This window comes from Actinoplanes sp. NPDC023801, assembly GCF_040639655.1.
In the GTDB taxonomy this organism is placed as follows: domain Bacteria; phylum Actinomycetota; class Actinomycetes; order Mycobacteriales; family Micromonosporaceae; genus Actinoplanes.
Window position 1 is genome coordinate 1 of sequence record NZ_JBFAAI010000048.1, and the last position, 20,309, is coordinate 20,309.

General features: G+C 66.5%; 18 protein-coding genes. 11 read left to right on the forward strand and 7 right to left on the reverse strand.

Annotation, left to right across the window (positions count from 1 at the left end):
* Positions 1 to 648 precede the first annotated feature (648 nt).
* Both AB0G04_RS42460 and AB0G04_RS42465 read left to right on the forward strand, forming a co-directional pair.
* The gene (locus tag AB0G04_RS42460; protein WP_360995871.1) at positions 649 to 1,212 is read left to right on the forward strand and encodes a GNAT family N-acetyltransferase; all 564 of its coding nucleotides are present in this window, start codon (positions 649 to 651) and stop codon (positions 1,210 to 1,212) included.
* A gap of 251 nt (positions 1,213 to 1,463) precedes the next feature.
* Positions 1,464 to 2,477, forward strand: coding sequence for a hypothetical protein (locus tag AB0G04_RS42465; protein WP_360995873.1), 1,014 nt, complete (start codon positions 1,464 to 1,466; stop codon positions 2,475 to 2,477).
* Positions 2,478 to 2,681: 204 nt separating this feature from the next.
* Here the strand turns inward: AB0G04_RS42465 and AB0G04_RS42470 are convergent, their stop codons facing one another.
* A complete protein-coding gene (locus AB0G04_RS42470; protein WP_360995876.1) occupies positions 2,682 to 3,446 on the reverse strand; it encodes a hypothetical protein in 765 nt (254 codons plus the stop codon).
* A 130-nt stretch (positions 3,447 to 3,576) separates the two neighbouring features.
* Here AB0G04_RS42470 and AB0G04_RS42475 point away from each other — a divergent pair, with 130 nt between their 5' ends.
* Positions 3,577 to 4,446 (forward strand): YwqG family protein, encoded by an 870-nt coding sequence (locus tag AB0G04_RS42475; protein ID WP_360995878.1) that lies wholly within the window; start codon positions 3,577 to 3,579, stop codon positions 4,444 to 4,446.
* A 278-nt stretch (positions 4,447 to 4,724) separates the two neighbouring features.
* Positions 4,725 to 5,951, forward strand: coding sequence for an IS110 family transposase (locus tag AB0G04_RS42480; RefSeq protein WP_360995881.1), 1,227 nt, complete (start codon positions 4,725 to 4,727; stop codon positions 5,949 to 5,951).
* A 108-nt stretch (positions 5,952 to 6,059) separates the two neighbouring features.
* Here AB0G04_RS42480 and AB0G04_RS42485 read toward each other — a convergent pair whose 3' ends face one another.
* Positions 6,060 to 7,130, reverse strand: coding sequence for a DUF6461 domain-containing protein (locus AB0G04_RS42485; protein WP_360995883.1), 1,071 nt, complete (start codon positions 7,128 to 7,130; stop codon positions 6,060 to 6,062).
* 187 nt (positions 7,131 to 7,317) lie between these two features.
* Here AB0G04_RS42485 and AB0G04_RS42490 point away from each other — a divergent pair, with 187 nt between their 5' ends.
* A complete protein-coding gene (locus AB0G04_RS42490) occupies positions 7,318 to 8,217 on the forward strand; it encodes a hypothetical protein (protein ID WP_360995885.1) in 900 nt (299 codons plus the stop codon).
* Positions 8,218 to 8,361: 144 nt separating this feature from the next.
* Here the strand turns inward: AB0G04_RS42490 and AB0G04_RS42495 are convergent, their stop codons facing one another.
* Positions 8,362 to 9,525: an IS110 family transposase gene (locus AB0G04_RS42495; RefSeq protein WP_360995887.1), complete on the reverse strand. Its 1,164-nt coding sequence runs from the start codon at positions 9,523 to 9,525 to the stop codon at positions 8,362 to 8,364.
* 521 nt (positions 9,526 to 10,046) lie between these two features.
* On the opposite strand from AB0G04_RS42495, the gene AB0G04_RS42500 reads away from it, so the two are divergent.
* On the forward strand, positions 10,047 to 11,282 hold the full coding sequence (locus tag AB0G04_RS42500; protein ID WP_360995890.1) for an IS110 family transposase: 1,236 nt from the start codon (positions 10,047 to 10,049) through the stop codon (positions 11,280 to 11,282).
* 260 nt (positions 11,283 to 11,542) lie between these two features.
* Here AB0G04_RS42500 and AB0G04_RS42505 read toward each other — a convergent pair whose 3' ends face one another.
* Positions 11,543 to 11,773 carry a hypothetical protein gene (locus AB0G04_RS42505; protein ID WP_360995893.1) on the reverse strand — a complete coding sequence of 77 codons (231 nt, stop codon included), beginning with the start codon at positions 11,771 to 11,773 and terminating at the stop codon, positions 11,543 to 11,545.
* A gap of 304 nt (positions 11,774 to 12,077) precedes the next feature.
* Complete coding sequence (locus AB0G04_RS42510) at positions 12,078 to 12,530, reverse strand: SMI1/KNR4 family protein (protein WP_360995895.1); 453 nt, start codon at positions 12,528 to 12,530, stop codon at positions 12,078 to 12,080.
* A gap of 1,407 nt (positions 12,531 to 13,937) precedes the next feature.
* Here AB0G04_RS42510 and AB0G04_RS42515 point away from each other — a divergent pair.
* Positions 13,938 to 14,417: a DUF4259 domain-containing protein gene (locus AB0G04_RS42515; protein WP_360995898.1), complete on the forward strand. Its 480-nt coding sequence runs from the start codon at positions 13,938 to 13,940 to the stop codon at positions 14,415 to 14,417.
* Between the two features lie 37 nt (positions 14,418 to 14,454).
* On the opposite strand, the gene AB0G04_RS42520 is transcribed toward AB0G04_RS42515, so the two are convergent.
* Positions 14,455 to 15,108: a hypothetical protein gene (locus tag AB0G04_RS42520; RefSeq protein ID WP_360995899.1), complete on the reverse strand. Its 654-nt coding sequence runs from the start codon at positions 15,106 to 15,108 to the stop codon at positions 14,455 to 14,457.
* 353 nt (positions 15,109 to 15,461) lie between these two features.
* Entirely contained in the window at positions 15,462 to 16,652 is a 1,191-nt protein-coding gene (locus tag AB0G04_RS42525; RefSeq protein WP_360995949.1) for a helix-turn-helix transcriptional regulator, read from the reverse strand.
* 318 nt (positions 16,653 to 16,970) lie between these two features.
* On the opposite strand from AB0G04_RS42525, the gene AB0G04_RS42530 reads away from it, so the two are divergent.
* The 4 genes from AB0G04_RS42530 to AB0G04_RS42545 all read left to right on the forward strand — a co-directional run bounded on the left by AB0G04_RS42530 (position 16,971) and on the right by AB0G04_RS42545 (position 20,214).
* Positions 16,971 to 17,273, forward strand: a complete 303-nt coding sequence (locus AB0G04_RS42530) for a hypothetical protein (protein WP_360995902.1) — start codon at positions 16,971 to 16,973, stop codon at positions 17,271 to 17,273.
* Between the two features lie 454 nt (positions 17,274 to 17,727).
* Positions 17,728 to 18,261, forward strand: a complete 534-nt coding sequence (locus tag AB0G04_RS42535; protein ID WP_360995904.1) for a hypothetical protein — start codon at positions 17,728 to 17,730, stop codon at positions 18,259 to 18,261.
* A gap of 33 nt (positions 18,262 to 18,294) precedes the next feature.
* Positions 18,295 to 19,200 carry a hypothetical protein gene (locus tag AB0G04_RS42540; RefSeq protein ID WP_360995907.1) on the forward strand — a complete coding sequence of 302 codons (906 nt, stop codon included), beginning with the start codon at positions 18,295 to 18,297 and terminating at the stop codon, positions 19,198 to 19,200.
* Positions 19,201 to 19,335: 135 nt separating this feature from the next.
* A complete protein-coding gene (locus tag AB0G04_RS42545; RefSeq protein ID WP_360995910.1) occupies positions 19,336 to 20,214 on the forward strand; it encodes a YwqG family protein in 879 nt (292 codons plus the stop codon).
* Positions 20,215 to 20,309 lie beyond the last annotated feature (95 nt).

Here is a 20,309-nt window from a genome sequence, read left to right on the forward strand (position 1 = left end):
CTCAACGCCTTCGATCTCGCCTTCGAAGGACGACTCACCGCAGCCCGTAACTGACCTTCAACAACATCGAGTTACACCGTTTTCTTGACACTCCCGGCGTCGGAGAGTCCTTCCTTACCAGCAGGAGCGGAGGAGCAGCGTCGGCGGCACCGCCATCTGCCTATCGCATGCAGTGCGCTAACGGCCATGAACACAACTGCAGGCAGGGCTAAATATGCCCAATGGCCGCCAAGCAGCAATGCGCCACTGAGCAGCACCAGGCCGATGCTCTCCGCCACCACCAGAGTGCCGGATGCGCCGTGGGAGTCATGGGTCTCCGTGCGGCCGGGCAGCAACAGGCCGATGCCCCGCCATAACCCAAGACATCCCATGAGAGACAGATCCAGCCCGTCACCGCTGCGAGCCAGTCAGGCATTTCTTCTCCTCCGCTCGCGCCGTGCTGTCGAGACGGGAGGACTGTAACGCGGGCGAACTGGACTGCATGTCGCCCGTCTGGCTCGAGCCGTGAGGCATTTCTTGAGCCGTGATCCGGTTCGTGGCCGCCTTACTCTCCTGCCGCGATCCGCTCGACACCGCACGTCGCGGCCGCTGCGCGCCGGCTGGTGTCCGCTCGTGCCGAGTTGAGTGCGTTGATGTGGCAGGTGATTCATGGGAGAGAATGAATTTGTGATCGTCCGGCCAGCTTTAGTGAACGACGCCGAGGCGCTCGCCGCGGTTCATGTCCGTACTTGGCGGGTGGCTTATCGAGGGAAGATGCGACAGGACTACCTCGACCAGCTCGATCCTTCCCCTCGGGTCCAGGGTTGGAGGCAGTGGATCCAGCAGGATCCGGCCACTGCGGGCATCCTCCTGCTGGAACACGCGGCCGACGGTGTGGTGGGCTTCATTACCGTCTCGCCGAGCCGAGACTCCGACACGGATCCGGAGGCCGTGGGCGAGGTCAAGGCTGTCTACCTTCTGCCGGAATACTGGGGCCGAGGGGCCGGCAGGCTGCTGATGGAGGCCGGCTTGCACAGGCTGAAGGCGGCCGGCTTCGAGGAAGTCGTACTGTGGGTGCTCGAGAGCAATTGGCGTGCTCGGCGGTTCTATGAAGCCGGCGGTTGGCGCGCCGATGGGTCAACGAAGACGGATGAGTCACGGGGATTCCCGTTGGCTGAGGTCCGCTACCGCTACAACAACGCCGAACCAGTGACCGAGCATCCGGCACGCTGATCTGCCGCCGATCGTGCGCTGCGCAGCATCACAGCTCTCGGAGTTGGTCGACGCGCTCGTGCCGATGAGCGGATGAGCGGATGAGAAAACTGGAAGCGTGATCTACCAAGCTGAGGTGCTTGGACTCGTATGATCTTGAGATGGAAAGCTCGTCTCAGGCATGGGCGCCCGGCGAGGTGACGGTGGATTTTGGGGCCGGTCCTGTCAGGCTTCCGCGTGGGCTCCGAGTCCTCAGCTTTCACGGTCCAAACATGGCCATACCGGCGGGGGCAGCCGTCGACTGGTCTCCATTGGACAGCCTGCCGAATGTGATAACCGTGGAGTGGTCGGGGTCCGATCGCGGTGTTGTAGCCGCTGCAGCCGCTCGAGGGGTGCGGTACCTGTATTGGTCGGAGGCGGACGGAGAGGTCGACCTGTCCGGTACCGCGGTCACTCACGTCAGGCTCGGCGGCGCTGGCCTGCGGCGGATCCTGTTACCTGCGTCGATCCAGCGGCTCCAACTCAATGATCCGCCGCTGCCGGAATTGCGGGTAGAGGCACCCGACGACGGCCGCGGCCTGCAACTGCAGCTGTTCTGGCGGACGGCCAACCGGGAGCAGATCCGTATCCCCGCCGGCCTGAGCCGGATCACTTCCTTGTGGCTTTGGCCTGACCGCGAGGTCACCTTGTCGGTACTGGCCGGTCTCGCCGACCTGCAGTCGTTGACGATCACGTTCGAGAACGCACCTGGCACCTTGACCGATCTGCCCGACCTGCGGTTGTTGCCCGCGTTGCGCAGCCTGCAGTTCAACTCCGCGTATGACTGGGATCCCGACGCCCTACCGGACCTACCCGCCCTCCAGGAAATCGTCCTGCACGGTGTCCGCCGGAGCACCACCGCAGCGGTGAAGAACAGGCTCAAAGGCAGCGGAGTGAAGGTCACCACCCGTGCCACCAAGACCGACACCTGGCTGGCGGCCCATATGTTCAACCCGTTTCGCGACTGGATCGAGGATTCCAAGGCATTCGGAACCGCCGCCTGCAAGGCTTACACCAAAGCACGAACCGCCGTCGACGCAACATCAGCCGGGTCGGAACGATCCCGAGCCCTGGAATCCGCCCTCCGAGGCCTGGTCGCCGACCTCAACGTCATCGACGCCCGTTACGGCCTTATCGACACGATCAACCGTGAACATGCCGCCGAGGTCTACCTGGCTTTAGCCCGTCACGCCGACATCGATACCACCATGGCCGCGCGATGGCTCGACGAAGACCGCGAATGGTGATGTACCAGCATCACCAGTGCCGGCCAAAGACAAGCTCAGCCAAGGGCATCACGCACATCCTCATTTGCCGCTAAGAAGGCGCGTTTGGCCTGGTCTCTGTCCGCGCCCGGAGGATCGGCCGGCACCCCCTGTAGCTGCCGTCGATGACGCAGCGAGCTGCTCCGCCGTGGCGCCGGGTGAGAGGTCCGAGGTTAAAGTACAGGCTTAACGGGGAGCGTTGTGCGGTACTCCGGCGTGTCCACCGTTGAGGTCGATCACGGTCTGCCGATGCTGATCAGTCCACGTAAAACCGGATGGATCCATGCTGACCCGGGCTGGCCCATCCCAGCGCAGCGTCTTGCACGCCCGTACCAGGTCATCACCGTGGTAGGCGGCATCGAACGGTTCGCTGCGAATGATCAGTTCGCCAGCAGCGGTGACGACCTCAACATGGACGTGGCCGAGCCCGTCGTCAGAGATGCTGGCCACGGCGCGAGCCCGGTGTCGTCGATCCGGCGCCGACTTCCACGGGCCTTCCGACCAGTAGCGGAGTCCCCTCGCCTCGACGTGGTGCAACGCGCCGGTGAGCACGACCGGATCCCAGCTAAGCGCCTGGGCCAGCTCCAGGACCCCGTGGTGCACGATGCGAAGGCTCAACTGGCGCGCTCGGTCGGTGGGCAGCTTAGCGAAACCGACCGGCACTGCGACCCATCCATTCTCCTGAGAGCCGAGAAACCGGGCGCTGACTTCCACCATGTCCGGGAGCGGGGCGTCCAGCGCCGGCCGCGGACGGGGCGACGCGTCCGGGTCGGCGTTCAGTCGCATTATGGACGCCCTTGCGACCAGCGCCAGGCCCGGCAGTGCCTGGCTGTACGCCTCGCAGATGCCGCGACTGACCCGGGAGAAGGCGTCCACGTCGGGGTCGTCGTCCCAGGGCCGCTCCGCAAAGCCGCTGTCCGGCCACACATGTACCTGGCGGAACTTCGGCATGCACGCACTCTAAGCGGCAACCCGCCCGGCTTGACGCCGTAATCCTGACCCCTGGCCGCGACTTACTCTCCTGCCGCGGGGCGGGCGTCTCCAGGTTCGCTGTCGGTGACACGATGCTCCAGTGGGAGTCTTGGACTCGACCGCGAACGCGGCGGAGCTCATCGAACTGGCCCGAGCGACGCTTCCACTGGCGGCGGCAGAGGCTTGGATCGGGCTGTTGAGGCCCGCGGTCGGGCTGCGGCGGGCTGACGCGGGTGAATCGACCGTCGGCCAGTTGGGTGGCACACCGGCGTTGCCGATCGGCGTGGAGTGGCCGCGCTCACGAGCGGGACAGCCGTTGGGCTTCATCGCGAGCATCGATCTGGGCCGGATCCCGGTCAGCGCCCTTGATGTCCCGCTGCCTGCCGACGGCACGCTGCTGTTGTTCTACCGCGATCCCTCAGAAGATCCGTATGAGGCATTCTGGATCGGAGATCCGGAGCCAGACGAGCAACCACCGGCGGGACATGTCGTCTTCGTGCCGGCGGGAACGGAGACGACCCCGCGCACCGAACCGGGTGCGACGGTCTATCCCGAGGTCCCCCTCGCCGGCGACCTGATCGCGACCGGGCCTCGCCGTGGACATCCAGCGCTGGACCAAGCGGTCGATGGCCTGCCGGAGCAGGATCGAAAATTCGTCACGCAGACGACACCTCGGGTCGAGTTCTGGGACGAACTCAGCCGCCGAAGCAGGATTCCCGGGCACCGTCTCGGCGGCTACGCCCATGCCTGGCAGGAGCCCGTCGAACTCGAGGCTACGTGGATGCGCTTGGGGAAGGCCCTGCCGAACTCCGATCCGGCGTTGCAGAGCGAGGCTCAGCACTGGACCTTATTGGTGCAGATCGACTCCGACAACGAGGCCGAGATGATGTGGTTCGGCAGCCTGTACTGGGCAATGCGGCGCGACGACATCGCCGCCACCCGCTTCGATGCCGCCACATTCATCTTCCAAGTCTCCTGAACTCCGCCTGCCTCGCCAGCCGGAGAGAGAACGAACTCTTCTAATAGGTTCCGTCAGCCTGTAGGTGCAGGATGGCTCCAGTAGCGGCCGGCGGGTCAGCACTCCCACTCTTCGGACCCTGTTGAGGTCTTGCGGCAGACCGTGCGCCCGCTGGTCGTGAGGAGATGAGACAGCTGATGAGATGACGTGCCCCACGGTCGTGGTGAGCACTTGACTATTAGATCGCTGGCGTCTCCTCCACGCTGCTACCAGGCAGTTTCCGGAGTCGGAGGTGCGAGATGATCTGGATAGGTGACGACTGGGCCGAAGACCACCACGACATCGAGATCCTCGATGAGGACGGCCGACGGCTGGCCCGGGCGAGGCTGCCCGAAGGGCTGGAGGGCATCACCCGGCTGCACACGTTGGTCGCCGAGCACATGCCGGATTCGTGGTCCGATCTGGACCCGGTGCAGGCGTCCGGCCGGGTGGGCATCGGGATCGAGACCGATCGCGGCACCTGGGTGCAGGCCCTGCTCGCCGCCGGTTACCAGGTCTATGCGATCAACCCGATGTCGTCGGCCCGGTACCGGGAACGGCATTCCACCTCGGGCGCGAAGTCCGACGCTGGTGACGCCCACGTGCTTGCTGAAATCGTGCGCCTGGACCACGACCATCACCGGCAGGTCGCCGGCGACAGCCCGGCTGCCGAAGCGGTGAAATTGCTGGCCAGAGCTCATCAGAGTCTGGTCTGGGACCGCACCCGTCAGGTCCTGCGACTGCGGTCGGTGTTGCGGGAGTTCTTCCCCGCCGCCCTGCAGGCCTTCGACGATCTGGCCGCCGGCGACGCCCTCGAACTGCTGGACCGGGCGCCGGACCCAAACCAGGCCGCCCGCCTTGCACGGTTGACCGTCGTCGCCGTGCTGCGCCGGGCCGGCCGTCGTAACCTCGACGGCCGAGCCACCACGATCCAGCAGATCTTCAAGACACAGCAGCTGCGCCAGCCGCGGCCGGCGCAGACGGCCTATGCCGCGATCGTGTCCAGCCAGGTCCAGCTGATCAACGTCTTGAACATCGAGATCAACGAGTTGGGCCGGGTGATGGCCGACCATTCTGGCCGGCACCGGGACGCTGAGCGCTACTTGAGCCTGCCCGGTCTCGGAGTCGTGCTCGGCGCCCGGATCCTCGGCGAGTTCGGCGACGACCCGGACCGCTACGCCGATGCGAAAGCGCGCCGCAACTATGCCGGTACCTCGCCGATCACCCGCGCTTCCGGGCGCCGTCGGGTGGTACTGGCCCGCAACCGGCGCCTCGCCGACGCCGTGCATCAGTGGGCGTTCTGCGCGATGCGCGGCTCACCCGGCGCCCGCGCCTACTACCAGGCACTACGCTCACGCGGCATCGGTCACCAAGCCGCTCTGCGCCAGCTCGGCAACCGCCTCGTCGGCATCCTGCACGGCTGCCTCAAGGCCAAGACCGCCTACGACGAAGCCACCGCCTGGGCCCATTTACAGCTCACCGCTTGACATCGAAAAACATGGGATGTCTGCCGCGAGTCGCGCTCGATTCCATTCGGTGTGCCGCCGAGCGTTCAGTGACTGTGCCGGCCTTTATGTGGACCGAGGCTAGGCTAGTCACGTGCTCAGTGCCCACCAGCCGAGCGGCACGTCGTCGATGATGTAGGCCATTCGGCCGTATGCGATCTGGGTGCCGGCGACTGTGTCAGGTGGGACGAGGAACATCAGTTCACCGGATGTCTCGTCGCCGGGGCCCAGGGTGACACTGGTCATCGACCGGTAGTCGTTGGACCTCACGGAGCCGAACACTGCGCCGTCCGCAGCGACGAAGGCGAAGTCGTGTGGGCCCGCGTCGATCTGACCCCGGACACCGACTGCCTTGATCTTCACGAACAGTCGCACCGAATTGGCGTCCCTGCCGGGCTGATGCCGTACGCCGTGCACTGTGTAGGCGACCGCCAGATCAAGGCCGGCGTAGGAGTAGGGCTCAACGGTCAGCGGCTCGCCGAACGCTGCGCCGGGCACGCCGTCAAGGGACACGGTCTCGTCGGCATCGACGGTCGGCTCCGCGTCGCGGATTTGGATCGGCGGCGCCTCGGCCGGGTCGCCGGGCGTGGCGGGCAGGCTCAGCACTGAGTAGGTGAGGCCACGCAGCATGCCGACCTCAATCGGCAGGCCGGTGACGTACTCCGCGAGGGCCAGCGCCCTCAGTTGTGCCTGTTCGTCGTAGTCGGGTTCGTCGGCCATGTCGAAACCGAGCCGTTCGAGCTCGGCAAGCAGCGCGTCCGGGTCGCAGCCCTCTCGCCAGCCAGCTGACCCAGGGTCGAACGACACCCGTACGTCGCCGTCTTGCACCCAGAGGAACGCTGGGTCGCTGTGCTCAGTCTCGTAGACCACTGCGACGCTGGTGCCCTGCGACAGTGGTCTGTTGGTGTCCTCGAACAGCGCTCGGCAACCTGCGACCTCAACGATCACTGCACCGCCGGGTAGATCAGCGACGAGCGCGGACGCGCGTCCGTCGCCGACTGCGGCCCGGTAACGCTTTTCGTGTTCCAAGCCGGTGATCCGGACGATCTCGGTGCCACCGAGCCGTTGAGCAACCTCGCTGGCGCTCAGGTCACGGACGAAGGTCAGGCAGTAGTCGAGCCCGAGCTCTTCTTCCCGCAGATCGAACCGGTCAAGATCCATAACCGCAGCGTACCGAGACGCTGCAGCCCTCGCGACACATCCGCATCTGGCCGCGGATCGTGCGCGGCATGCACCAAAGCGTCAAGCTTGGTAGGCGTCGCGCCGACGTAGTGGCCACTTCTGATGAGCGACCGGTCGACCGGGCAGGGGTGCCGGAAGTGGCGGTGATCGACTTTAGGATTGCGGCGTGCACACCACACCGCTCGGGCCGATCGACGTACCGCGTGAGTTTCCAGCCGTCGTACCGTATGCGCGGACGACGGTTCGGTTGCATCCCCGCGCCGGCGCCCCGACGTCCGACCAGAGTTCGATCGGCGGGCCGCTGCTCTGGCCGGCCGACGAGCCGTGGCCGACGTGCGACGGCCCGAGCGCCGATGATCATTATCGCGACGGCCCCGGTGAACCCGAGGCACCCCTCGTGCCCGTGGCTCAGTTGCTGGTCGAGGACGTACCCGAGCTGCCGTTTCCGGACGGGATGGATGTGCTGCAGGTGTTGTGGTGCCCATTCGATCACGAACCTTTCGACGTACCACGTCCGCAGCTGCGGTGGCGCCGGCGCGCCGACATCGGAGCGAGCCGGTCGCAGATGCCTGTGCCGGACGTGGAATCCGACCCGCGGCGGGTGCCAAAACCGTGTGTGATCGACCCTGAGCGCGTGATCGAGTACCCGGCCCATGACCTGCCGCGCTCGGTGTGGTTGCAGATCGGCGAGGCGGTACAGCGCGTCAAACGGGCCACCGGCTGGGACTATGAGGCAGATCTGGCGGTCGCGCCCGGAATCAAGGTCGGTGGCTATCCGGGCTGGACACAGGCGCCACAATGGCCCCAGTGCACATGCGGCATCACGATGGAGCATGTGCTGACCGTCGCCAGCTGGGAGTTCGACCGCCGCGACGCACAACGCTGGATTCCGGCTGAAGACCGCCCGGCCATGGCCGACTGGGGCTGGGAGACTCCCGACGATCATCCGTGGCGAGACTTGCAGAGCCCCACAGGCCTGATGCTCGGGGATGCCGGCGGGATTTACTTGTTCGTTTGCACTACGTGCCCGACCCGACCCATTGACTACCGATTCGACTGCGGATAGCACCATCACCTGCACGGGAACGAAGGCGGCTCACTCAGGCAGTCTTCCAACGGTTAGGTCGGTGGCCGCGATGCGGTTTAGCGGCCACCAACCTCACTGTTTCGGGAACGAATCAGCGATGTACTCTTCTGGCACCCCTCTGTGTCAAGAGGCTGTGAGAAGTGGTGTTCTATCGTGGTTGTCGGCGGGTCCGGGAAGTGACTTCTCCGAAGTGTCGATCTTGGGGTTTGGGTCGGCCGCGCTGGATTGCAGAGTCGCCCCCACATGTCCTCCCGGGCCCGTCCTGATGGCTGTGGCGTCGGCGACCATCCGGCGGTAGACGATGTCGGACAGGCGGCGTTTCAGCGCTCGCATCGCTTCCATCGCGGTCTTGCCGTCGGCGAGTCTGCGCCGGTAGTAGCGGCGCCCTTCGGTGTCACGGCGGAGTTGGACGACGGCCATGATGTGCAGGACCCGGTTGATGCGCCGGTTGCCGGCCCGCGACAGGGGGTGGCGGTTCTGGTCACCGGAGGACGCGTCGATGGGTGCGGTGCCGTTCCAGGACGCGAAGTGGCCACGGCTGGCGAAGCGGCTGATGTCACCGATGTCGCCGAGCAGACGGGCGGATCCGGACGGGCCGATCCCGGTGAGCTCCTGCAACGTGCTGCCGGTTGTCTTCACCAGCTCGGTCAGCTCGGCGTCCGCGATCTTGATTTTCTTGTCGAGGACGGCGAGTTCGTGGATCAACTCGGAGGCCAGCCAGCGGCGGGTCTTGCCCACCACATCGCGTGGGCGCACGGTGTTGAGCAGGGCGCGGGCCTGCTGTGTGCTCAGGAACTTCTTCGCTCCACCGGGCACCAGCTCGAGCAGCAGGTGGTGCAGACGGCTGACGGTCTCGGTGCGGGTCCGGCCGAGCAGTTCCCGGCGGTCGACGAGCAGCCGCAGTGCCACGGTGGTGTCGTCGAGGGTGACCCGCCGCAGGTTGTCGGTGCGCAGCGCGGCGACGGCGACGCTGTGGGCGTCGACCGGGTCGGTCTTGCGGCCCTGGCCGGTGGCGAACACCCGGGCCCGGGCGGACAGCTTCGCGGGCACGTCGAGGACGGTCTCGCCGTCGGCGACCAGGCGCTGGGCGACGTGCCGGCCGATGCCGCTGCAGCCCTCGACCGCCCAGACACGGTCGGTGTGCTGGCGGCCGGCGGCGAGCATCGCCTGGTAGCCGTCGCGGTCAGTGCCGAACCGGCCCTTGCCGACCGGCTTCTCCCGCTGGTTCATGATCTCGATGGTCGCGGACCGTTTGTGCGGGTCCACGCCGATGACGACTCGGGCCATGTCGTTTCCTTCCCGGTTCCGACGGATGCGTCGGCGGGAGGGCAACGCTACTTCGAGCTGGGCAGTCCCCTCTAATAGCTCTCGAACGGTCCGCCGCAGCACGGGACGCCTAACACGTTTCCGGTGTTCCGACGCCTCTGGTAAGACGGGTGCCGCAGTGGGCGGCGGGCCGCTCTCGGTGCCTTGCCTCGATCACCTAAGTCCCCTCCGGACGTCCAGTCCTCGCTCAAGACCGGGAGGGGCAAGGCACCCAGCAAAGTCCCGTTGACGGACAGACCGGATGCTGGCCGCCGAGCGAATCGGTCTATCTATTGTCGCGGTTCGAGCCCGCCAGCACGACGCAACCCCTCAATGATCAGGAGCCACCGAGCTCTGCACGAAGACCGGGGACGCGCTGGTCGCTGGGATCGCGACACGGCTAATCGGAGGGTAGGCCATGAGCCTCGCTATTAGGGCGCCGCGCGTTCCCGCCATGGGCACTGAAATGGGCCAACGCCAGTCTCGGGACACGGGAGGGAACTTTGGGAAAGGTGTTCTGCGGCATCGATTGGGCTGAACGGCACCACGACGTCGCGCTGGTCGACGAGCACGGCAAACTCATCGCGAAAAGGCGGATCCACGAGACACTGGAAGGCTGGCAGCAGCTGCTCGATCTGCTGGCCGCCGCCGGCGACAGCGCGGATGCCCCGATCCCGGTGGCGATCGAGACACCTCGTGGACTGCTGGTCGCGGCGATGCGAGCCACCGGCCGGCCGGTCTACGCCATCAACCCGATGGCGGTAGCTCGCTACCGCGACCGGCACACCGTCGCACGCAGCAAGTCCGACCACGCCGACGCGGTCGTGCTCGCCAATGTCCTTCGCACCGACGCCCACGTCCACCGCGCCTTGCCCGCCGACGCCGACCTCGCCCGCGCCATCGCGGTGCTCGCCCGCGCGCACCAGGACGCCACCTGGCGGCGCACCAAGGCCTCCAACGAGCTGCGCTCGCTGCTGCGCGAGTACTACCCAGCGTTCCTCGACGCCTTCACCAACCGCAAGGACTTCCTGGCCAGCACGGACGCCCACGCCGTCTTGGCGATCGCGCCGACCCCAGCAACGGCCGCCAAGCTGACCAAGACGGGAATCGCGGCTGCTCTGCGCCGCAGCGGCCGCAAACGCCGCATCGACAACCTCACCACCGAGCTTCACGCCGCGCTGCGAGTGCAACATCTGCGGCAGCAGCCCGTCGTCGAGGACGCCATGGGCACCGCTGCACTCGCGCTACTGGCCGCACTCGACACCGCCTGCACCAACGTCGACCAACTCGGTGAAGCCTGCGCCGCAGCATTCGCCCAGCACCCGGACTACGAGATCATCACCAGCTTCCCCGGACTCGGTGACCTCACCGGCGCCCGCGTGCTGGCCGAACTTGGCGACGACCGAAGCCGCTTCATCGACGCTCGTTCGGTCAAGGCATACGCCGGCTCGGCGCCGGTCACCCGAGCCTCCGGCCGCAGCATCTCGATCACCCATCGCCGCATCAAGAACGACCGGCTCGCCGCAGCCGGCTTTGTCTGGGCGTTCATCGCCACCAACAACTCGCCCGGCGCCCGAGCACACTACGACCGCCGCCGCCAAGACCACGGAGACCGCCACGCCGCCGCGCTGCGGAACCTGTTCAACCGGTTCCTCGGCTGCCTCCACCAGTGCCTGACCAGCGGCCAGACCTACAACGAAGCCAAGGCATTCCCTAACCCCATCGAGGCTGCTGCTTGACCTCTAAAGAGATCGGAGGTCTTGAGCCTCTCCGCGCCGCGGTGACCGGCAGACCGCACGCCAAAAGAGAGTCACACCAAACCGCGGTGGACAGCCGCAGACAGAGCGTTCCGCCGGTCACCTCGACCATGCCTGGCCGGGCAGCGGTCGTGCCACCAGTAGATAAGTAGCCGCCGACCGTGCGCGACTGCAATGCAGGCTGTCACTCCGGTGAGCTCCCGACTTAGCCCAGAGGCCGAGCACGCAACGACCCTGGGCGATCACTCTGTCCGTTCGCCGACTGTCCACCCAAGGGAAGCCAGCTCCGCCATGATCCTTGGTCGGCGGTAGGTCCAAAACACGGTGGCATCGTCCTGGTCGCTTACCTCGAATCTGAGGCCACGGCCGAGGACCGGAATCCAGTCGAACAGCGTGATGGAGATGATGTTCGCATGCGTAACCACGAGTGACTCGAGCAGAACGGAGGAGATCGTCAGCTGGTCCTTGGTCACACAAAGCTTGGCGGATGGCCAGGTGGCACTCACGGAGGGACGGGCAGAGCTGGACGACCAAGGCGTCCTGAGCCGACGCTCAAAAATCCATATGCCGCCTCGTGTGCTGAACCCTTCACCATCCATCCTCCGATCATGTACATCGTCGGCAAGGGGCCGGTGTGGGTATCCCGTCGCGCAAGCCCTCGCTTGGCCGAGCCGCGTCTGGCTGATCCGGGTGAAGCGCCCTATGGGCCACGTCGAGTGCGCTCATCTGCCGCAAGTCGCTCTCTACCCGTAGCGAGGATCTTCACATCGACTGTGGTCAGGGCTTGAGCCCGTGGTTGGCGACGAACTCAAGGAAGTCCTGGGCGACGAGCTCATCGTCGCCGGCGTCGTGGAAGTGGAACCAGACCTGCTCGCTGCAACGGCCGTCGATGACCGGGAAGCCCCAGTGGTCGCCGGTGCCGACTGGGGCAACTGCGACGAAGCTGCGGTCGGGAAACTCCCAATCGTTGAGGGTACGGAGGTCGTCAGTTCCCGCGGGCACAGGCGCGACCGGAAACAACTCCACAGAGCCGAAGACGCCTCCGCCGTAGCGCATCATGAACGCCTTGTACTTGTCCGGGAGAGCTACCGCCATTCCCCGCTCAACGCTCCTGATCTCGTCCGCAGTCACGGTGTGGCCTTCGACGAGGGCAAAGCCGTACATGGCTTGCTCCGCGACCGACTTTCGAAGTAGTGGTTCCGCCAGCGCCTCGAACTCCGCAAGATCCATGCGCGGATCTTAGGCATCGCGTGGCACGCCGCCGACTTACTCAACTGCCGCTGACCGTGCCTGCTACGCGGGACGGCGTGGATCGCGCGCAAGCATCGGAGATGCGATTCCGAGGTCCAGCGGGTTGATAACCGCGTCGACGTGAGTGAGCACCGGTTAGCGACCGGGCGTCAGGGCCCGAGGACCATCCGGGCAGGATCGCGGAGCCCAGCAGGTTCTCCGAAGATTTCCACCGGGCCCGTTCACCATGTCCATGGTGACGGTGCCGCCGTCGGCGTGAGCCACGACCCCAACCGACGCGTCGTATGCCGACACGGATAGTGAGAGTTCAGGCCTGGGATCATCTTCCCGCATTGCATGCCGTTGACGCTTCGATCCGCAGATGGTCGAGTGCAGTGCCGGGGCCCGACGGCCGCGAGGGTCTCGGTTGTGGGATGGCCGTTGAACACGGATGTAGGCATCGACCGTCGGACAGGATTCCGACCGGACCCATGGGTGCAGCGCCTTGTCCCGTCCGAGCGAATGAGACTAGACATCCCTTGGCCGTCCGGAGCCGAACTCCGTAGACGATGTCGTGCGCCGGTGACTCTCCGACGTACTTGGCCCACCGGACATCGGCCTCGGGATAGCCGAGGCGGAGCAGTGCGTCTCGGACCAGGGCTATATCCGACGTGGTGTTGGATGGCGGTACTGAACACGACGTGCGGTCCGGGCAAATTGCTGCTGTCACCCCACTGTTGATGGCCTCCGCCTCGGCTCTGGCCGGCAGCGTGGCCGAGAACTGACTGCGGTCCGGATCGTGAGCGGTCAGGTATTCACAGCTCTTCGCATCCTGACTCAGGATCGCCTCGTTCAAGGCGCGAGCGTCGACCGGCCCACCGTCGACGAAGATGCCCCGCAAGGTCACTGGGGTACAACTCGACGGATCAGGTGGAGCTTCGCTGGATGCGCTTACGGGTGCCGGGTGAGAATCCGGAAGCCACAACAAGGCCATGGCTACTACACCAGCGATCGCCAGCAGGGTTACTGCGGCGGAGAGACCGAACCTGCGAGACTGGCTGGCCTCATCGCCGAAGACGAACACACAGCCACGCTAGCCAGTTCGGGGTGCAGCAGCGGTTGCCGGCAGGTAGCGAGCCATGGCCTGCAAAGGCTCACTCCGCGATGTGCGGTGGGGATCTATTTCCAACAGGTTTGTACCCATCGCACTGGGGGACGAAGACCCGCCACTGCGCGATCGAAACGCCCCCTTCTGTCGCCGCTTCCTGAAGAGTGACCCCGTAGGGATCCCGAGAAGCCACAGAGGGTCATTTTTCAGAAAGCGCTGACACCTTCTGCCGCGATCCGCTCGACACCGCGCGTCACGGCGGCCCGAGGCACCGCCATCTCCCATCACGATCATCCCATATGCGAAGATCTCCTCTGGAAAAGCTGGAGGCCAGCAAAGCCATGAGCACCTGGGACGTCGAGCCGTTCGACAACGACGACGCCGCGGACTTCGCCATCGAACTGGAAAACGCTTCGGCAGAAGCATGTATCGAATTGGTCGGCAGCGTTCTGGAACGTGTCGCCAAGGCAACCGATGAAGATCCGCTGTTCTCGGACGCCCAACGAGCCGTCGCCGCCGCAGCTCTGATCGCCGCACAATGCCCAGGCGGCGTTGGCGTCCCATCAACCTACGGGCCAGGCCCGACCACGCCAATGCCGCAATTCCCGCCGTATCTCCATGATCTCGCGGTCGAGACCTTGGACCGTGTGATTAAGGCGCCATCGTGGCTACCCGAGTACTGGAAGGAGGTCTCCCAGGCGCCGGCATGGCGGCGGAGCATCTCCGACTTGCGCAGAATCCTTGACCCGCCGCAAAGGGAATCGCTCTTCGACCTCTGACCGACGTCCTCACATGCCGCGATTCGATTGGTGTGGATCAGAACAACGCGATCTGCCCCGGCAGTGGTTCGTCGGGCCGGGGCGGAGGTGCCACAGCTGCTGGAGGTTCTGGAGCCTCTGGATGCGCTGCTTCCTCGGCTTTCTCGAGCCAGGCCAGCATCGGGCGCAGTCGCATGCCCTGCTCGGTGAGTGGTCGATAGCGGAAGTCTGCGGCAGCCGCTTGCAGTGATCGTAGGAGCGCATCATCGACTGGAGGCAGTCCGAGGGCGCTGCGCAGGCGGTCGCGGTTCGCGTCGAGTTCCGGGTGGTCTTCGCGGATCTCAGCATCGGTGCAACCAAGGAAGTTGTGTAAGTCCCGCCCGTCGTTCTGATCTACAGCAATCGTGGTGGCGTCGTGCAGGCTGGAGGTTCCGACGACGAGGGCCAGTGCATCCCGGAGATTTCTCGCGATGAGGCCGCCCTCGCATTCCGAGCCGACATAGAGCACCGGCCGCGGATCTCCTGCACCGACCAGGAGAAAGCATCCGCCGGTACCGTCGCCGGCGATCGCTTCCAACGGCTCCCCGCTCGTCAGTGTCACTGACCCGATCGGTCCGTCGGCGGCTCGTGCCACCTCGAATTCGAACCAGGTAAGCAAGTCGGCGATCCACGGAGTGCCGTGGATCATGTCGAGCAGCCTTCGGTCCGTCACGCCATCTTGATACCAGACCTCGGCCGAGTAAGCCGCTGGTCAACGGACTCTCATGCCGCCGAGAAGGCGCGACTCGGGCTACGCGTGCCGCGACCGTGTCAGGAGCGCCGTTGTGCTGGTGACCTTTTCGCTTCGTGGGTGAGAGCGGGTGCCGCAGTTGGTGTAGCACCCGGCCGTCGAGATCGTATGGGTCGGCCGCACGTGACCGAGCTGCCGCTGACCGCCCACACCGCCGTCTCCACCGGCGACAGCCCGCCCCCGCCCCACCCACCACCCCATCCACGAGGCCCTGATCGGGCCTGCTCATGGTTGCCCAGGTGGTCCGGGAAGCACGGACGATGTCAGGCTTGGGCCTATCCGGCGAGGCCTACCTTGACGGCCAGATCGGCGGCTTGGCGGCGTAGGGCGGGAGGGCCGGTCAGCAGGTCGTAGGCGATCTGACGGGCGTAGGTGTTGAAGCGGATGGTCTCTGGTGCGGTGTGGTAGGCCCGGTTGAGTAGCCCGATGGTGGCCTCGTGCTGGTGGCCGAGGTGGTGGCCGCGGGCTACTTCGATCAGGTGCCGTGCGCGGCGTGGCCGGGAGGGGATGGCGTTGGCCTGCTCGGTGGTTGCCATCCGTACCGCCCGGTCACCTTTGTGTAGCTCGACCTCAAGGGTGACAGCGTGGGCGATCATCACGGGTCTCGAGAAGCTGGTGACGCGTTGGTAGTAGCCGGTGGGTAGGTTGCGCACCACCCGGTCGGCTTCGTCCCAGGCTCGCCATGCGGGGCCGGAGCGTCCGGAGCGTGCGGCGGTGAACGCCGCGGCGGCGTGCAACGCCCCGTACATGGCGAGCAGGTCGGTGTCGGCGTCCGGCAGGTGCGGTCCCAGTGCGGTGATGACCTGTTGGTTGATGCTCTGGGCGGTGTCCCAGTCGCCGGCGTCGCGGTGTACCTCGATAGCGAACCAGGCAGCCTGGGCCAGGGCGATGGGGTCGCCGGATTCCTGGGCGGCGAGCATGGCCCGGTCGACGACGCGCCACAGCAGGTCCGCGGCGTTCTGGTAGGCCAGGAACATCTGTGTCAGGCCGAGGACGTCGGCGAGCTGTGCATGCGCGGCGTTGCGGTCGGAGCCCTGGTAAGCGCGGATGGCCAGCTGGGTGTCTCGGATCAGGTCGGGCAGCAGCCGGCCGATCACGGTGCGGTGATCCGGGGATGCGTGCCGGACCCGCCACGCCACGTCGATGCGCGCTGCGATGTGCTCCAGTGAGGTGGGTGGCTCGTCGCGGGAGATTGGCCACTGGTTGAGCGCTTCCCGGACGGCAGGCAGGGCGGGGTGCGTGGTGCTGGTGGAGAGGACTATCTGTTCCTCCGCGGTGATCAGGGATTGCACTGGCACCTGCAGTACCCGGGCGATCTGGGCGAGGGTCGTGAGGCGGGGCGGCTGGATACGGCCGGTCTCGACGCTCTTGACCCAGTCGGGTGACTTGCCGACCAGTCCGGCGAGCACTGTGCGGGTCATGCCGGCCCGCTGGCGTAGCAGCTTGATGCGCTGCCCGGTCGTCATCGTGGGGAGCTCTTCGTGTCCCTGCACCGCGTGTACCTCCTGTCCGAGGCGTCATCGATCACCGTACGCGCGGGCGCTGCCTGTCGACACCCGTCCGTGCCGCGCCAATGTGTGTAGCGCCGTGACGGCAGGGCTGCCACACGAGGGGGGAGGATTCCTCCCCCTGAGTGCCCGCGCGGGTGCATACCGTTGCACCGCGTTACCAGCCGAGAGGCGCACAGCGACCGGTGGGCGTCGACCCGAGGCGTGCCGGTATCAGGGCGACGGCGGCCGGGAAGCTCCCCCGTGCTTCCGGCCGCCGTCAACTAAGGGGGATGGATGAGCGCGGTCGTGGTACCCATGATCACCCCGGGGATGACGTTGGCCGTCGAGCCGGGCGACTACTGCTACGGCACCGGGGTGGCGCTGCTGATCGTGCAGAGCATCACCGTTGACCAGCGGCTCCTGTCGTCGTTGGAGTGGGTCCGCCTCGACTGCGTGCGCTTGCGGCCCGAGGATGGCGCCGTCCTGGGCCCGTTCTCACCGCTGGTCCGGACGAAGGCGTTGCCGGCCGCCGTGCGACCTACCGGATGGCTGCCGTCGATCGGCAGTCGGCCCCACCGGGAGCACCACAGTGGGTGACCGGGTCTACCCGCCGCAGCCATGGATCCACGAGGCGGCCTGCCGGGACGCGCCGCCAGGACTGCCGGTCATCAAGGCACGGCAGCTTCCCACCATCTACCCGTACGCCCGCCCACACCTGCTTCGGCCGGAACACGGTCACCTTCAACCGCGACTGCGTGGCCGAGAGCGTCGACTACGAGGCGCACCCCTATGTGCGGTCCACGATTCAGCCCGCAGATGCGACCGGGCCGTTGTGCAGCACCTGCCGCGGAAGTCACCCGGAATCCGTCATCGAGGCCGGCAGAAGGCCCTCCGGTCCGGCAGTGGACGAGGCGACGTAGCGGCCACGGGGCTGGGCCCGGACGTCACCACACCGACTCGCTGCTGCGCGCCGGATCGCACTGTGCGCTGCACCTATCTGTCGCCGTGCCGTTGCGAGGCACGGTGTCGTTTCTCCAGGGGAGGAAGCACTTTGTCCAGGAAAACCGTGCGTCACCGGCTCGCCGTCACCGCGGCGGCCGTACTCGGCGCGGCCGCCTGTCTGGTCGCCAGTCCCGCACAGGCTGCATCCGGGTACCTGTACGTGGGGCCGTCGCCCTCCTACGGGTTCTACAACCAGAACGACTCCTCGAATCTGCTGCGAGTGCTGGCCAACCCGACCGGCGCCGTGCCCAGCGGCAAGTGCGTGGACATGTGGTACGACTGGAACCGCGAAGAGGTCGGCTCCGATCACTACGACGCGCGGATGGCGCGCTCCTGCCGACCGGCCTACAACCGCGACAGCGGCAACACGTACGAGTCCACGAACGTGGCCGGCCGTAACAAGCTGTTCAGCTGCTACGGCAACAACAACGCGACCACCAGCGGCACCTGCAACGTGACCGCCGGCGCGCCCTCCACGGTCAACCCCAGCATCCCGAACCCCTGCACACGGGCCTGGTGGCTGACCTCCACCGGCTCGTACCAGTACAACGCGGGCGGCTCGTCCACCTCCTGCACCTCCTGACCTGCACCTACTCGCAAGGGAGATCCCCGTCCGATGATCAACCGTCGCCATCGCATCGCCGGCGCGGCCGCTGTCGCCCTCACCGCGCTGACCGGCTGCGCGCAGGCCACCATGCCCGCGGCCGCACCCGCCGGCGTCGACGCCCCGACCGTGCTGGCCACCGTGCTCGACCGGGTGTACGGCACGCCGCAGCAGCGCCAGGCCGGTGAGGAACGGATGTGGCTCACCAGCCAGTCCGCGATCGCCGCCTGCGCGCTGACCAAGGGAGTCGTGTACGGCGTCACCCCGTATCAGCCGATGCTGCCCCCGACCGAACCCGCTCCCGGAGACCTGCTCGGCTTCGCACCCCAGCGCGACGACTTCGGGGTGGCCGCCCGCATCGAGATGCTGGCCAAACGCGGCGAGACACCGAACCCGGGCCTGCCCGCCGACGCGGCCGCCCAGGCCCGCTGGTTCACCGCCGTCGAGTCCTGCCAGGGCGCTGCCACCGCCGGGGAAGCACTGCGCGTCCCGGCCGGGCAGGAGAAGCTGGAGACCGATTTGGTGGACGTGCTCGCACAGGTCCAGCAGCGGGTGGCACCCGACCTGCCCGGCCAGTACGCCAGCTGCATGGCGAAAGCCGGGATCGACGCCGCAGACCTGTCCGAGGCGTACCTGAAAGTCGAGCAGAAGTTCCCGCCGGTGTCGTTCGAACGCCCGTCGGACCCAACCACGCTCCCGCAGTGGCCGGATGCCGTCGCATTCGAGAAGAAGGTCGCCGCCGCGGACTGGGCCTGCCGGGAACCGCAGGTCACCAAGGCCATTGAGGCCGCAGCCGCCGACCTGCAGCAGTTCACCGCCGACCAAGCCTCACAGCTCAGCCAAGTAGCCGCCAGCTGGGCCGCGATGCCCGGGCTCGCGCAAAACCTGCGCGCGACCGTCAAAACAACCGCGAAGTAGATCCCCGCTAGCGGCTGGCCTCACCTCGACGGTGGGGTCAGCCGCGCATCACAGCTCGCCTCTCTACTTCGAGATCGCCTACGACCGCTCAATAGCACTGGAAGATGAAAGCGGGCGCTTCGAACCGGCCCCGCGGTGGGGATTCTGGACTCGGCCGTGAACGTGGCGGAACTCGTTGAAGTGGCGCGCGCAACGCTTCCGTCGGCGGCGGCGGAAGCGTGGATTGGGCTGTTGCGGCCGGCGGTCGGGCTGCGGCGTGCCGTAACGGGTGAGCTCGCTGTCGGACAATTGGGTGGGGCGCCGGCGCTGCCGGTCGGCATGGAGTGGCCGCGAACGCGGGCGGGAAGGCCGTTGGGTTTCATCGCGAGTATCGATCTGGCCCGGGTGCCGATCCGCGATTTGGATGTGCCGTTGCCTACCGACGGCACGCTGCTGTTGTTCTACCGTGATCCGTCCGAGGATCCTTACGAGGTGTTCGGGATCAGTGATCCGGAGCCAGAAGATCAGCCACCGACGGGATACGTCGTCTTCGTGCCGGCGGGGACGCAGACGACGCCGTGGACTGAAGCCGGTGCGACGCTCTATCCCGAGGTTGGGCTAACCGGTGACCTGATCGCGACCGGACCACGCCGCGGGCATCCAGCGCTGGAACAGGCGCTGGCGGAGCTGTCCGACGCCGATCGGGAATTCGTCACGGGAACGACGCGACGCGTCGAGTTCTGGGACGAGCTCAGCCGCCGGAGCAGGCTCCCCGGGCACCTGCTCGGAGGCTACGCCCATGCCTGGCAGGAGCCCGTGGAGTTCGAAGCCGCGTGGATGCGTCTGGATGCGGCTTCACCGGACTCCGTTACCGCGGTGCTGGGCGAGGCACAGCACTGGACCTCGTTGGTTCAGCTCGACTCCGGCAACGACGCTGACATGATGTGGTTCGGCAGCCTGTACTGGATGATGCGCCGCGACGACATCGCCGCCGCCCGCTTCGACGCTGCCACGTCCATCTTCCAAGTCTCCTGAAAGGCGCCACATCACACGATGTAGGCGCTTGCCGGGTGCCCCGCCGCTCCTGATGTCTCCGGCACAACGTGAAGCGTCGATCTCTTCCAACAGCT

Excerpts from the sequence above, each read along its gene's own strand:
- AB0G04_RS42460 (WP_360995871.1), top strand. The coding sequence starts at position 649 with ATGGGAGAGAATGAATTTGTGATCGTCCGGCCAGCTTTAGTGAACGAC.
- AB0G04_RS42465 (WP_360995873.1), top strand. The coding sequence starts at position 1,464 with ATGGCCATACCGGCGGGGGCAGCCGTCGACTGGTCTCCATTGGACAGC.
- AB0G04_RS42470 (WP_360995876.1), bottom strand. The coding sequence starts at position 3,446 with ATGCCGAAGTTCCGCCAGGTACATGTGTGGCCGGACAGCGGCTTTGCG.
- AB0G04_RS42480 (WP_360995881.1), top strand. The coding sequence starts at position 4,725 with ATGATCTGGATAGGTGACGACTGGGCCGAAGACCACCACGACATCGAG.
- AB0G04_RS42485 (WP_360995883.1), bottom strand. The coding sequence starts at position 7,130 with ATGGATCTTGACCGGTTCGATCTGCGGGAAGAAGAGCTCGGGCTCGAC.
- AB0G04_RS42495 (WP_360995887.1), bottom strand. The coding sequence starts at position 9,525 with ATGGCCCGAGTCGTCATCGGCGTGGACCCGCACAAACGGTCCGCGACC.
- AB0G04_RS42510 (WP_360995895.1), bottom strand. The coding sequence starts at position 12,530 with ATGGATCTTGCGGAGTTCGAGGCGCTGGCGGAACCACTACTTCGAAAG.
- AB0G04_RS42515 (WP_360995898.1), top strand. The coding sequence starts at position 13,938 with ATGCGAAGATCTCCTCTGGAAAAGCTGGAGGCCAGCAAAGCCATGAGC.
- AB0G04_RS42525 (WP_360995949.1), bottom strand. The coding sequence starts at position 16,652 with ATGACGACCGGGCAGCGCATCAAGCTGCTACGCCAGCGGGCCGGCATG.
- AB0G04_RS42530 (WP_360995902.1), top strand. The coding sequence starts at position 16,971 with ATGAGCGCGGTCGTGGTACCCATGATCACCCCGGGGATGACGTTGGCC.
- AB0G04_RS42540 (WP_360995907.1), top strand. The coding sequence starts at position 18,295 with ATGATCAACCGTCGCCATCGCATCGCCGGCGCGGCCGCTGTCGCCCTC.